Origin of the sequence: Pasteurella bettyae CCUG 2042, from assembly GCF_000262245.1 — a bacterium.
Classification (GTDB): Bacteria; Pseudomonadota; Gammaproteobacteria; order Enterobacterales; family Pasteurellaceae; genus Basfia; species Basfia bettyae.
Window position 1 is genome coordinate 1 of the sequence record NZ_AJSX01000019.1, and the last position, 13,739, is coordinate 13,739.

General features: G+C 34.7%; 10 protein-coding genes. 3 read left to right on the forward strand and 7 right to left on the reverse strand.

The features are described from left to right. Window positions 1-2,448, forward strand: a 2,448-nt coding sequence (locus HMPREF1052_RS03650; RefSeq protein WP_005759794.1) for a TonB-dependent hemoglobin/transferrin/lactoferrin family receptor, incomplete at its 5' end; no start/stop codon positions are given. A 74-nt stretch (window positions 2,449-2,522) separates the two neighbouring features. Here HMPREF1052_RS03650 and HMPREF1052_RS03655 read toward each other — a convergent pair. The 4 genes from HMPREF1052_RS03655 to gss are packed head-to-tail and all read right to left on the reverse strand — an operon-like array spanning window position 2,523 to window position 6,598. Next, window positions 2,523-3,203: a M15 family metallopeptidase gene (locus tag HMPREF1052_RS03655; protein ID WP_005759781.1), complete on the reverse strand. Its 681-nt coding sequence runs from the start codon at window positions 3,201-3,203 to the stop codon at window positions 2,523-2,525. Continuing rightward, window positions 3,200-4,339: a succinyl-diaminopimelate desuccinylase gene (gene dapE, locus HMPREF1052_RS03660; RefSeq protein WP_005759910.1), complete on the reverse strand. Its 1,140-nt coding sequence runs from the start codon at window positions 4,337-4,339 to the stop codon at window positions 3,200-3,202. Before dapE ends, HMPREF1052_RS03655 begins: the two co-directional genes overlap by 4 nt. Before the next feature lie 11 nt (window positions 4,340-4,350). Continuing rightward, complete coding sequence (locus HMPREF1052_RS03665; protein WP_005759869.1) at window positions 4,351-4,695, reverse strand: ArsC family reductase; 345 nt, start codon at window positions 4,693-4,695, stop codon at window positions 4,351-4,353. A 10-nt stretch (window positions 4,696-4,705) separates the two neighbouring features. Further along, entirely contained in the window at window positions 4,706-6,598 is a 1,893-nt protein-coding gene (gene gss, locus HMPREF1052_RS03670) for a bifunctional glutathionylspermidine amidase/synthase (protein ID WP_005759860.1), read from the reverse strand. A 334-nt stretch (window positions 6,599-6,932) separates the two neighbouring features. On the opposite strand from gss, the gene HMPREF1052_RS03675 reads away from it, so the two are divergent. Beyond that, a complete protein-coding gene (locus HMPREF1052_RS03675) occupies window positions 6,933-7,499 on the forward strand; it encodes a Dps family protein (protein ID WP_005759841.1) in 567 nt (188 codons plus the stop codon). 78 nt (window positions 7,500-7,577) lie between these two features. On the opposite strand, the gene HMPREF1052_RS03680 is transcribed toward HMPREF1052_RS03675, so the two are convergent. From HMPREF1052_RS03680 to HMPREF1052_RS03690, 3 genes are read right to left on the reverse strand one after another with little or no spacing between them, the layout of a single operon-like run. After that, window positions 7,578-8,822 carry a sigma-54-dependent transcriptional regulator gene (locus tag HMPREF1052_RS03680; protein WP_005759834.1) on the reverse strand — a complete coding sequence of 415 codons (1,245 nt, stop codon included), beginning with the start codon at window positions 8,820-8,822 and terminating at the stop codon, window positions 7,578-7,580. Then, complete coding sequence (locus HMPREF1052_RS03685) at window positions 8,812-10,749, reverse strand: ATP-binding protein (RefSeq protein ID WP_005759902.1); 1,938 nt, start codon at window positions 10,747-10,749, stop codon at window positions 8,812-8,814. The genes HMPREF1052_RS03680 and HMPREF1052_RS03685 overlap by 11 nt, the downstream gene beginning before the upstream one ends. A 16-nt stretch (window positions 10,750-10,765) precedes the next feature. Next, a complete protein-coding gene (locus HMPREF1052_RS03690; RefSeq protein ID WP_005759802.1) occupies window positions 10,766-11,995 on the reverse strand; it encodes an ABC transporter substrate-binding protein in 1,230 nt (409 codons plus the stop codon). Window positions 11,996-12,277: 282 nt separating this feature from the next. Here HMPREF1052_RS03690 and HMPREF1052_RS03695 point away from each other — a divergent pair, with 282 nt between their 5' ends. Continuing rightward, window positions 12,278-13,636 (forward strand): MFS transporter, encoded by a 1,359-nt coding sequence (locus HMPREF1052_RS03695; protein ID WP_005759933.1) that lies wholly within the window; start codon window positions 12,278-12,280, stop codon window positions 13,634-13,636. Window positions 13,637-13,739: the final 103 nt, after the last annotated feature.

Consider the following 13,739-nt stretch of genomic DNA (forward strand, 5'->3'; position numbering starts at 1 on the left):
TTCGACTTTCGACTTTCGACTTTCGACTTTCGACTTTCGACTTTCGACTTTCGACTTTCGACTTTCGACTTTCGACTTTCATTATTAGCATTAAGTATTACTTGTGCATTTAGTTCAAACATTTATGCCCAAGAAAATACAGAAACACTTTCTCAAATTGATGTCACCACTCAAGAAGAAGTTAAAGCCTCTACTGAACAAAAAACGCAAAAAGTTATACAACAAGAATTAATTCAAAATAATCGTGATTTAGTTCGTTATAGCCCTGATGTTGGCGTGATTAACCAAGGTCGACATCAAAAAGGTTTTGCGATTCGTGGTGTAGAAGATAATCGTGTTGGCATTAGTATCGATGGGGTAGCATTGCCCGATTCTGAAGAGAATTCACTCTATAAACGTTACGGTAATTTGAACACCTCTCGTCAATCTATCGATCCTGAATTGGCAAGAACAATTGAAGTTTCAAAAGGCGCTGATTCGTTTAACCAAGGTAGTGGTAATTTAGGCGGTGGTGTAAATTATCGAACTCTTGAAGCTTATGATATTGTACGTAATGGCAATAAATTTGGTGCTTTATATCGTACAGGTTATGCCACTCGCAATAATGAATGGGTCAATACTTTTGGCTTGGGTTATTTAGGTGAACAATTAGAAGCAGTCTTGCTTTATTCCCATCGTCATGGTCACGAAATGGAAAGTGCTGGTGGTTATACTGTACCTGAAGATGATTTACAAACTCGATATATCGGCAGCAGCAAACAAACACCTGATGATTCCACGCATAAAAATCATAGTTATTTAGCAAAACTCTCCTATCGTTTTAATGATAATCATCGCATTGGCGTGGCTTATAGCGGTCAACATAATAAAAACTATATTATTGAGGATTCTGCGGTATATCTCAGCTCATATTGGCGAGAAGCAGAAGATAGAGCAAAACGCGATACCTTCAATGTATTTTATGAATATTTCCCAGCCTCTAAATGGATTGCTTTAGCAAAAGTTGATTTTGATTACCAAAAAACAGAAACTTCCGCTTATAACTATGAAGGGAAACGTGCAGCGCCTGAAACTGAATATAGTCCAGCGGTAGAAAGAACGCCAAGTGATAACAATATTCGTATTTTTAATACCAAGCTAAAACGTTTAAATTTCCTTTTAGACAGCCAAGCTTTAGCATTAGCAAATTTAACACATCAACTTTCATTTAAAGCCTCAACCGCAGAAAGAAAATTTGATGTATTGCATAAAGATTCATTCTATTTATATGGTACTTGGCGTATTCAGCCTGATTCCACGATGATGCATCCAATTAAAAGTAAACAGCATTATTTCTCATTACATGATTCCATTGATTTAACCCATGATTGGAAAGCCACTCTTGGGGTTCGTTATGACTGGGCAAAATATGAACAGCAAGATTTAAATGGCTTAGAATGTCGAAATTGTGTCAAAAGTGATAATGCGAAGTTTAATCAAACAACTTGGACTGCTGGTTTAGAAAAACAAATTACTGATGCATGGAAAGTAGGCTATAACATCGGCACAGGCTTCCGTATTCCAAATGCCTCTGAAATGTATTTTGATTATCGTAACAATGCTGCTGGTGCTTGGATGTCAAATCCAAACTTAAAAGCTGAGCGTAGCTTAACGCAGAATTTAAGTTTGCAAGGTCATGGCAATGTTGGACAACTCTCAATTAACTTGCATCATACTAAATATAAAGATTTCTTATGGGAACAAGAAACTTGGGGTGAATTTTATTCCAGAATGCGTCCAGTACAACAGATGCAAAATATTGATTCTGCGAAAATTTATGGCTTAGAAGTTACTGGAAAATGGAACTTAAATTCTGCGATGCCTATTCCTGAAGGTTGGAAATTATTTGGTGCTTTAGGTTATAGCAAAGGAAAAATGTCAAATGGTGCTGATTTACTTTCTGTGCAACCTATTAAAGCGGTGATTGGTTTAGACTATGAACAACCTGAAGGCAAATGGGGCGTCTTCTCTCGTTTAACTTTCTTAGGCGCGAAAAAAGCCAAAGATGCCAAATATATGGACACGTTACCTGAAAGATGTATAAAACAGGAAAAAGTTCGCAATCTTTATTACGATTGGGGCTATGGTCCAGAATATGAAATTAGTTGTACAAAATACGCCTATGAAACAGGCATAAAAACTTGGCCACATCTTAATTCAAAAGCCTTTATTGCGGATCTATTTGGCTTTTATAAACCAACTGAGAACATTACATTACGTGCTGGCATGTATAATATATTTAACCGTAAATATCACACTTGGGATACCTTGCGTGGATTAAATATCAATGGTGGCGTAGTTAATGCTGTAGGAATGGAAGAAAATTCAAGATATGGTGGCTACCCTGGCTTACAACGTTATTATGAACCAGGTCGTAATTATAATATCAGTTTTGAATACCGATTCTAATTTTCGATAACACAAAAGTGCGGTTAAAATTTTCAAAAATTTAACCGCACTTTTTTTATTAATTAGGCAGATTTTTATACGCAAAAGCGTTTAAAGATATCAGCTAAATGTTCGAGTAAAACGTCTTTTCCTGCAATATCTTCATTGTGCCAAGAGTCCATTAAAATCTCTGGAGTAAATTGGCGCTGTAATTTAGTTGCCACAGGTAAATAACTAATATGCCAAGGTTCACGCCCGATTTCTTTATCATTTGGCATATTAATGAAAGGTAAAGCGAAATCGAACTGAACTAGATTTGCTTGTAACCACAAGCTGAAGTCTGCAAAATAGCCACCTTTATCATATTCCCAAGGTTCAAGTTGGAGTTGTTGATTTTGTGGTAGTAAATCTGGATCAAATACATCAATTTCAGTTCCCCAGTGATGACGGCTTCCACCAGGCAAAGCGGAAAAACGTAAAATGGCTTCAATTTTCTGCCAATCTGACATCACAGTGAGATCTAAAGTATTGCCTTTTACATCATGAACTTTACGTTCTCCCTTAAATTTTCCATTCCAAATCAGTTGCTGACGTTGAAAATCACGGAAACTACTGGCTGGCTGCAAATTAAAGCCATTTTTTACCGCACTTTTTTGTAATCCTTGAAAGGCTTTCAAGGTGTCCTTTTGCAGAAAATGATGATTAGAAAATGGGCAAGGCAAATTCTGCAAATGAGAGCGAGATTTACCAGTTAACATTTCAGCTGTAAATTTCATGAGGCACTGTCCAATAAATTAATCAACATTTGGTGATAAACTTTCCCTAGAGTAGCGAGATCATTCACATTGACGCATTCATTTACCTTATGAATAGTGGCATTTAATGGACCTAACTCCACCACCTCTGCTCCCATTAAAGCAATAAATCTTCCATCAGAAGTGCCACCACCAGTATCTAATTTAGGTTTAATTTGAGCAAACTGTTCAAGGCTCTCCACTACTGCATTGACTAATTTTCCTGGTTTAGTCAAGAATGGCTTACCTGATAAATTCCATTCAATTCGATATTTTAAACCATGATTTTGTAACATTTCAGTGACTTTAGCTTTGATTAATTGATCTGTCACTTCTGTGCAATAACGTAAATTAAATTGTACATAAAGCTCACCTGGGATCACATTATTACTCCCCGTTCCAGCCTTGATATTAGCAATCTGTAAGCTGGTTGCAGGGAAAAAATCATTACCTTTATCCCATTCGTAAGTGGTTAAATCGGTAAGAAAACCTAAGGCTTTATGAACTGGATTTTCGGCTAAATGTGGATATGCTACATGACCTTGAATACCCTCAATATAAAGATTACCAGTAATGGAACCTCGACGACCATTTTTAACAATATCACCAAGCTGTTGTGAACTTGAGGGTTCTCCGACTAAACAATAATCAATATTTTCACCACGAGCCATCAAGGTTTCTACAACCCTGACCGTACCATCTTTAGCTGCGGCTTCTTCGTCAGAGGTAATTAATAAGGCAATCGTACCTTGATGATTAGGGTGAGCTTTAACATATTCCTCGGCAGTCACAATCATTGCAGCAAGCGAGCCTTTCATATCAGCAGCACCACGACCATAGAGCATATCCTCTACTATTTCTGCGGAAAATGGCGGATAAGTCCATTGTGATTCATCCCCTGTAGGCACGACATCAGTATGTCCTGCAAAGGCAATTAAAGGAGCTGAACTGCCGTGTTTTGCCCATAAATTAATGGTGTTATTAAAAGGCATCCATTCAATGGTAAAACCTAGCTTTTGTAAACGCTCTGCGATCATCATTTGACAACCTTGATCATCAGGGCTAATGGATGGGCGACGAATTAAATTTTGTGCTAATTCAATGATCTTGTGTTTCATATTTTTTAAATTTATTTAAATGCCTGTTCATATGCATGAATATCAAAGCCAATTAATGCGATATTATCTTGTAAAATAATTGGTCGTTTAATCAATGTTGGCTGCTTTGTTAATACTGAAAGTGCGGTCGATTTTGATAAATTTTCTTTTACCTCATCTGCCAAGTTACGCCAAGTGGTACTTCGTTTATTAACTAATGATTGCCAACCAAATTGCTGTTCTGCTTGATTAAGAAAATTCTCATCTAAACCATCTACACGATAATCATGTAATTTGTGTTCAATCTGGTGTTCTGTAAGCCATTTCAAGGCTTTTTTTACTGTATCACAATTTTTAATACCATAAACTACAATCATTTTATTTACCCTATTTGTTCAAAAAATCTTTATCACTTAACACGCGCAATGGCTGCATATCACTATCTCCAACAATAATTCGAGTTGGGTCTGAACGTAAACAACTGCCGCCATAATGCCCACCAACAGTGAATGTACAAACTTGCATATATTGATCTTCTACTTTAGGTAAACACCATAATTCTTGATAAATATTTTCTTGCTTATCAAATCGTCCATTGGTGGTATCCAGTGCCATTTTGCTATCAGCGACTAAGGTTACATTATCTCCACGACGACCTGCAATTGGTTTCTTCGCATATCCTCTATTAATAAGATCTTGTGTCAATTCAAAGCTGGCTTCCAGTAAATAACGATGATTTGGAAATAATGACCATAACACAGGTAAAATAGCCTTATTGCTTGGAATGGCTGTCCATAATGGCTCATAAACTAACACTTCTGGACGTAATAATACATCAATCAAACGGACTTTATCTTCAGGATAGCCTGTTCGAATTGGTGGTGCAACTTCTCTTCCTGTCGTATCTTCACGCAATTGTTCTAGCATGGTTTCCCATGCCCAAGTTTTCCACACACTTAACATTTGATTATCTTCATCATCTAATAAACGCCCACGTTTATCCCAATGTAATCCTTCGGTGCCATGAATAATTTTAGTATGATAACCCGCTTGTTTAAGAGCAGATTGCATAAACATTGCATGATAATCCTCTTCACTATCATTATCTTGCATAATATGTATCAAAGGAGGATTACCTCGATGTTTCCAACAATCCGCTAAGGCATCACGTAAATGTGCTCCAGGATCTAATCCTTTATCCTGTAAACAAGCAATAGTAGCCCAACGACCTAAAATTGCCCCAGCTTCTGCATGACAAGATGCTGAATCGGCATTATATTCATAAACTTTCAAGCCTCGCTCATCCATACAGAAATCAAGCCGCCCCGAAATTGTCTGATAGCGACGATTTTCCCAAGACAAACGTAAACGAGGCCATAATAATTTAGGAATATTGAAGTATTGCAATAAATTGTCATCTTTTAAAACTTTATCCGTCGCATGCAAATACATCAAATGTAATTCGTTAGTAGCACGAATCAATTCATGATGAGCACTCTCTGAAATAGTAAAATAACGATATTGATCACTCAAATTCACTCGATGCCCTTTCATTGCCGTCACATAAAGGCTTTCAAAAGTATCTTGTTCATTCAACCATTTACCATCAAATTGACCTTTATTTTCAATATGCTCTGCATGAATCTCAAGTTTCTCAGGTTCGACCATCGGTTGAGGTAAACTATAAGACGGATCTTCAGTTTGAATCATCCAGCCTAAAATTTCAGTATCATCAAAGGTATCATGTAACATATAACCTTCTGAACTTTTGGTCATTTTTAATTCACGAGTCCATTGTTGACCACTTGGCAAACGATAATGGATCACATTCTGCTCAGCAATACGAATTTTATCTGCAAAAACTTCCGTAATAATAGCCACATGACCTGTTTCTTGAAATTCTCCACCTTCTTGCCAAATCAACAATGCACCAGGTTCAGGCGCTTTTTTACAACCATTCGCATAAGCTTGTAATGGCACTAGAGCATCATCTAATACTTGGCGTAAAAAACGTAATGAAAAGATTTCATAGGCCATGCCCACATCAGTGAATACTAAACCATGATTTAAATATAAATAACGACGAGCAAACTCAACACATTGCCATTTATACCCCATATATTCACGATCTAAATAGCTGCGAAATGCGGTATCATCAGGAAATTCTTTCTTATCGACGGTTTCATAATCGGAAGAATAAATTGCTACTCCACCAGGGGCGTAACCAAGTAAACTGCCAAAAGCATCATGAGTGGGAATATTAGGCGAGATTTCAGACATTGTAGTTTTCCGAGTTAAGCAAAATAAATAAAATTATTAGTTAGTATAGACCTAAATCAGGGTAAAAACAAAAATCGCCCAAACAAAAATTTTATCGAAAATGACCGCACTTTTTCTCTATGAAAACCCAATTTTAATAATGATTATCAATCAATAATTAATTTTTTGATTTGCAAAATCTATCATTAATAATTATTTTCTATTATAACTATCAATACTAACGATTAGCATAATTAGGACTAGCCATTCATAATAACCACATCAAAACAAAGGATGTTTCGAACTATCCAATTTTCATTGAGATAAACACTCTACTAAAATAGGAGAACAGACTATGAACAAAAAAACTATCTCTTACCCAGTTTTAACATTAACAGAAACACATTCATTAACAGCAGATGTCAATAAAAATGCTACCCACACGGTACCAGGGCTAGAAATTAAGACAGGTCGTTCTATTGCAGAAGCCTTACAAGCTCGTTTACAAGGATTAAATGAACTTCAATTAATTTTGAAACATGCGCACTGGAATGTCACTGGTCCTCAATTTATTGCTGTACATGAAATGTTAGATGAGCAAGTGGATGAAGTACGTGGGTTTGTAGATGAAATCGCAGAACGTATGGCTGCATTAGGTGTGGCACCTAATGGCTTATCTGGTAATTTAGTAGCAAATCGCCAAACTCCAGAATACCCTTTAGGCCGTGCATCTGCACAAGATCATTTACGTATAATTGATAAATTCTATACTTACAATATTGAATCTCATCGTGTGGTTTTAGAACATTTCGGTGAATTTGATGCAATGAGCGAAGACTTACTAGTTTCTCAAACACGCTCATTAGAAAAACTACAGTGGTTTATTCGCGCACATTTAGATAACGGCCACGGCAACATTTAATCTTGCCTTGATTTTAGTCTGACAGCTTATAGCTATTATATAAAGCTGTCAGATTAAATTTATTTTTCCTGATAATGTTTAATCTTTATAATCTTCTTTACTTAACTGATGCTTTTTCATACGTAAATAAAGTTTTTTACGTGGCATTTGCAGATATTCAGCCACCTCATTAATTCGTCCTTGAAAACGATCTAAGGCATCTTCAATCACCGTTTTCTCATATTCTTCAATCAATGCATCCAATGACAGCTCGCCTTGATGATCTTGGATAAAATGTAAATTATCATTTTGTACCAGCACACCAACCGCATAAAGCTCTGCGGTATGAATTAATTGGCTGACATTACCACACCACTGTTGGGATAATAACTGCTTAATAACACTTTCTGTTACTGCTGGCTTTTTCTTATTTAATTTTTTACAAGTAATATCTAAATAATGGCGAAATAATGGCTCAATATCAGCAGGTCGGTGAGCGAGTGGAATACATTCTAACTGGGTCAATGAAAAAGCATAAAATAATTCTGCTAATAAGTGATAGTCAGTCAATAACTTTTGAGGCGAATATTGGCTAATTGCAATGACTCTAACCTGTTTATTATGTTGAATAAACTGTGCCAACAATTTTTGAGCTGGGGGCGTTAAATACTCAATATTTTTTAAAATAATCACCGCACTTTGTAAATGGCTAAACTCTGCTTGCAATTTTTCTCCAGTGGTTTCTTCAAATAATTCTAAAAAATATTTTTTTTCAAAGCGTGATTTTGCTAGCTCATATAAATAATTTGCAGCTAAACTTCTTCCCGTGCCAATTTCACCAAAAATAAAAATAGGTAAATTCGTTTCTGCTAACTGTTGTAAACGTTTTCTTTGATTTTTAATCCAATTACTTTGCCCAATAAAATGCGTTTCAAGTTCTGCTTGTTGCCATAATTTGACCGAAAGTTGCTTTTCTCGTTGAATGAGTGCTCGTTCAACTTGTTGCAAAAGATGCTCTGGATTAACGGGTTTTTCAATAAAATAAAATGCCCCTTTTTGCATCGCTTCAATTGCCATAGGCACGTCCCCATGCCCGGTAATTAGAATCACAGGCAGATGTTTATCTTGATGATGAATTTTCTCCAATAATGTCCAACCAGACATTTGTGGCATATAAATATCACTTACTACAACGCCTTGCCAATCCTCACCAATATACTGAAATGCTTCAAGGGGATTATTGACACCAATTGTTTGATATCCTTCGCCTTCCAATAAGGACTGATAGGCTTGTAAAACATCTTGATCATCATCAATTAATAACACTATTTTTTTATGATTCATCTTTATTCTCTACGACATTCATAGTTAGACTCGGAAATTCTAAAATAACCACCGCACTTTTTTGCATACTTGAGGCAATATAAAGTTGTCCATTAAATTGATTCATAATGCGTTGACAAATTGTTAAGCCCAACCCTAATCCAACTTCTTTATTACTATAAAAAGGCTGTAATAATTTATCCGCATTGTCTAATTGCCAACCTGTACCATTATCTTCTAGATACACATGGGTTTTATCATCATTTATCAATATACGAATATGAATTTTAGGTTGGACTTTACAAGCTTCCAAAGCATTCGTAAATAAATTGACAAAAACTTGCTCTAATAAAACTTTACTGCCATTTACCGATGCCATTCCTTCCACCAATAATTTTGCTTGAACAGGTTGATGTCTTAGTTCAAGTAAATCCCAAGCTTCTTGAATAACATCATTTAATTGAATAGGTTGCAGTAAATCTGTTTGCCCATGTCGTTTAGTAAATTGACGTAGCCCTTTAACAATATGAGCAATACGCTCTGCAAGTTTACTAATTTTTTCTGTATATAATTCTGCTTGAGGCAAATTTTGTGCCTTGAGAATTTTTTTCAAACTAAATAAATAGATAGAGATTGCATTTAGTGGTTGATTAATTTCATGAGCTAAACTGGTCATCGTCTGACCAACAACCGCCAATTTAGCAGTTTGAATCAATTCATTTTGTGTATCTCTTAAATCTGAAGCAATCGCATGACGTTCTTTCACAATTTCAGTGTGATGTTTTAATAAATGATTAATTTCTGAAATCTCATCATTGCCAGATACTTTAATCAGAAGATCTTCTTTGCCTTGATTTAATAATTTTACTGATTCAATTAAATCTTCAAAACGTTTTGTTAAATGTTGCTGTAAGTAAAAATAATTGAATAACCAAATAAAAATTAACGAAACTAATAAGGCTATACCAATAATCGTACCACTTATCTCAGTCTGAAATTGCATATCTTGATTAAGTGCACTGACCTTTTCTTTTGTTTGCATCAAAATATTATCAATAATCTGACGTATCGATTGTAAAATCTGTGATTGTTGGAAACTCACATCAATTTGAGAACGTTGATAATGTGTAATATTGCTTACTAAGCGCCCCACTTCTTCAGTGGGTGTTGTTGTTTGAACCAACATATCAATCATTTGTTGTAATGTTGTCAAACTTGCATTTGTCACTTTAATAGGCTCACTATGATAAATATTGGAAACTAGCTCTAATAAATTTTGATATTGAATAGAAATTGTTTTTTCATCTAAAGAATATAAAAATTGAGTAATTTCATTTTTAATTTGTTCTTCTATATTTTTAAGTTGTGAAATAGCCTGTAATTCACTAGACAAATTAGAAGCGATATGGCGTTCCTGATGTATCACATAAGGTTGACTAGCCAAATTAATTTGTTGCCAATTAAGTTCTTGTCCAAGTGCCACAATTTCATTGTTAAAATCATCATGCAACCACTGAATTTTAGTTATCAGCTCTTGTTTTTTTTGTTCAATAAGTAAGTTATCTGAAATATTCTGATTAATTTGTATAATCAGTGCTTTAAGTGCCTCAATATTTTTTAAAATAGTTTCTTTATCATCTGTTGTAGATAAAATCACTACATCTTGTTCAATTTCTTCTAACTGTTTGTTTAATTGCTTAAACATAGATTGGCGAATCACATTATTTTTTAATTCAGAAAAACGCTCAAGTTCACTCAGTAGAGTATTCACATTGTCTTCTAACTTTAATGCTAAATTAGTTTTGGGGAAGTAATCTTCCAAAATATAGTTAACTTGTTTATGTTGTTGATACCATGAAAACAAACTTACTAGTCCAATAACTAAAGTAAAAAAAAGGCTAATCGAGAATGCATTCTTCAAAATTCGGCTAATGCTCGTTTTTTTCACAATATAAATTCCTTAATTATTCTTCAAGTGAAATAAGAACCTTATCTATTTGCCCCTTAAAATATTCAGCCCATTTTTTTTCCTGAGCAAGAGCAAAATTTCGATCGTTTTTTAATTGTTCCAAAAACTGTTTGTCTTTAGCTTGTGCATCACTAATTGGAATAGAAGTGAGTTCATCACGAAGTGCGGTCAATTTTTTACCTAATTTTTTTTCTTTCGCATACAATACAGACCAAACCTCTTTTAATTGAGATAAACGGAAAGTAATCGCAACATCAAATAACTTTTCGACTAAAGAATCACGTAACAATAATAAATCATAATCTAATAAGGGCTGCGCAAATAACTTCTGTTGTTCTACATATAAAGAATCTTGTCGATTTAAAGCAATCAATGGGTATTTAGCAAAATTATGTGTTGCAACAATTTGCTGACCTTGATCGGATAACAAAAACTGAATAAAAGCTTCCGCTTCCTTTGGGTGTTCACTATTTCGATGTATTGAAATAAACGTCGGTGAAGCGATTGATAATGGAAAATAAACAAATCCTAAATCTGAATTTGTCATCTGATTAAGTGCATAAGTATCAATACTAATACCTGCCACAGCCAGCCCCATTTTGACTTTATCCACCACATTAAAGCTACGAGAAGAAATTAAAGATAAATTACTCGACAATGTTAAAAGAGCGTCCCACCCCTGTTTCCAGCCTCGTTGCTGTAAAAGCATTTCTAACATAATATGATTTGTGCCAGAACGAGATGGAGAACTAATCAGTATTCCATTAGCATAACTGGAATCAAGTAAGCTATCCCAGTCAGTAGGAATAGATAAATGCCGAGCTTCCAATAATTTCTTATTATAAAAAATCCCATAACCAGAAAAAGCGATGGCTGTTGTGGTTTGCTTTAAATTTGAAGGTACGCCAATCAAATTCTGTAATAAATGTTCTGGTAATAAAGCTAAATAATGTTTTTGTTGTAATTGATTAAATAAAAATGGTGATGAACTCAAAATCAGATCAACATTCTCAATATTGGATTGTGTCAATAAACGTTCTAAAGAACTTACTGTTCGGTTAATTAAGCGAATCGGTTGATCTGGATGTTTAGCTTCCCACTGTTTACTAATATAATCCATCGTTTCTGGTGAAAAAGAGGTCGCAATAACTAATTCTTCTGCTTTCACAGCATGATGACATAATACCCCTAACAGAATACTTATAACACCTAGGATTTTTTTCATTTTGTTTGTCCATTCTTGTGATTTAGATCACATTTTTTAAAAATTTTTTTTATTTATTTAAAATTGAAAAGGCTAATTTTATCTCAAATTTGAATCATATCATTTTAGCAAACTCAACTCACTTTATTTTGAGTCAAAATTGACACCTGAAAAATCAAAATAGGTCTTTTTTAACTTAAAAATCAACATATTGCCTTTTATTTTAGACATATTAACATACTCTCGAATTTCTTTAAGTAGAAAGAAAAATTTATTATTTTTTATTCTTATAGGTATCACATTATGATTTCATTTTTAGCCTCTAAACCAGGGAAACCAGTTCCCGAAGCAGAACTCCAAGAGCGTTATAATCGTTTAAGATGGCATGCGCTTTTTGGTATTTTTATTGGTTATGCAGCTTATTATATTTTACGTAACAACTTCTTACTTTCCTCACCAGAACTGATTAGTGAATTTGGCTTCACTAAAAAAGATATTGGTTTTATCTCTGGTACAATGCTTGTTATTTATGGCTTGAGTAAAGGTTTTATGTCTGCATTTGCAGATAAATCTAATCCAAAACATTTTATGATTTTTGGATTAATGATGTCTGCTATCGTCAATCTTATGATGGGCTTTAGTGCATCTTTCTGGGCATTTTTATTCCTCTGCGTACTTAATGGTATTTTCCAAGGTATGGGAGCAGGGCCAGCTTATGTTGTTCTAGCAAGTTGGTTCCCTCGTAAATCTCGTGGTGTCACTACTGCTATGTTTAATATTTCTCACAACGTTGGTGGCGGTTTAGTTGCTCCTATTGCAGGCGCAAGTATTGCATGGCTTGGCTCAGAAAATTGGCAAGCAGCTCATTTTACTGTACCTATGGTATTAGCAACCATCATTGCAATTATTATCTATATTTTTGGTAAAGGTCGTACTTATAATGAAGGTTTACCTCCAACCAGCAAAATTTTAGGTACAGAACAAGAAGAATTAGTGGTTACTAAAGATGAAAATGTAAATTTAACCACATGGGAAATCTTCCGTGACTATATCGTAAAAGATATTAATGTTTGGTTTGTATCTTTCATTGATGTTTTCACTTATATGATTCGTTTCGGTGTATTAACTTGGTTACCACTTTATTTATTAGAAACCAAAGGTTTCTCTAAAGGTCAAATGGCGACAGCATTCGCAATTTTCGAATGGGCAGCAATTCCTTCTACTTTACTAGCTGGCTGGTTAACAGATACTTATTTTAAAGGCCGTCGTATGCCACTTGCAATTATCACATTAGTTGGCGTAGGTTGTGCAATGTTTGCTTATTGGGGCGGTCAAGATTTATTGACAGTAACCATTGGCGCAGGAATTATCGGTTGCTTAATCTATGTACCAATGTTCCTATCTTCATTACAAACTATTGAATTAGTACCATCATTTGCAGCAGGTTCTGCAACAGGTCTACGTGGTTTATTAAGTTATATTCTTGGTAGTTTCTCTGGTACTGCACTATTTGGTATTCTTGCTGAACGTTTTGGTTGGGATGCAGGTTTCTATCTTCTATTATTTGCGGTATGCGGTTGTATCTTCTGTTGCTATATGACTCACTTAGGCGTATTACGTTTAGAGAAGAAAAAATTAGCACAATCAGCAGAAAATAAATAATCGTTAAAAACTAATAAAAAAATCTGCACCTAACGTAGAATATACTACCAATTAGGATGCAGATTTTTATTACAATATATAATCAACTCATCTTTCAATAAAC

Coding starts and splice junctions, on each gene's coding strand:
- HMPREF1052_RS03655 (WP_005759781.1), bottom strand. CDS start 3,203: ATGAAATTTACAGCTGAAATGTTAACTGGTAAATCTCGCTCTCATTTG.
- dapE (WP_005759910.1), bottom strand. CDS start 4,339: ATGAAACACAAGATCATTGAATTAGCACAAAATTTAATTCGTCGCCCA.
- HMPREF1052_RS03665 (WP_005759869.1), bottom strand. CDS start 4,695: ATGATTGTAGTTTATGGTATTAAAAATTGTGATACAGTAAAAAAAGCC.
- gss (WP_005759860.1), bottom strand. CDS start 6,598: ATGTCTGAAATCTCGCCTAATATTCCCACTCATGATGCTTTTGGCAGT.
- HMPREF1052_RS03675 (WP_005759841.1), top strand. CDS start 6,933: ATGAACAAAAAAACTATCTCTTACCCAGTTTTAACATTAACAGAAACA.
- HMPREF1052_RS03680 (WP_005759834.1), bottom strand. CDS start 8,822: ATGAATCATAAAAAAATAGTGTTATTAATTGATGATGATCAAGATGTT.
- HMPREF1052_RS03690 (WP_005759802.1), bottom strand. CDS start 11,995: ATGAAAAAAATCCTAGGTGTTATAAGTATTCTGTTAGGGGTATTATGT.
- HMPREF1052_RS03695 (WP_005759933.1), top strand. CDS start 12,278: ATGATTTCATTTTTAGCCTCTAAACCAGGGAAACCAGTTCCCGAAGCA.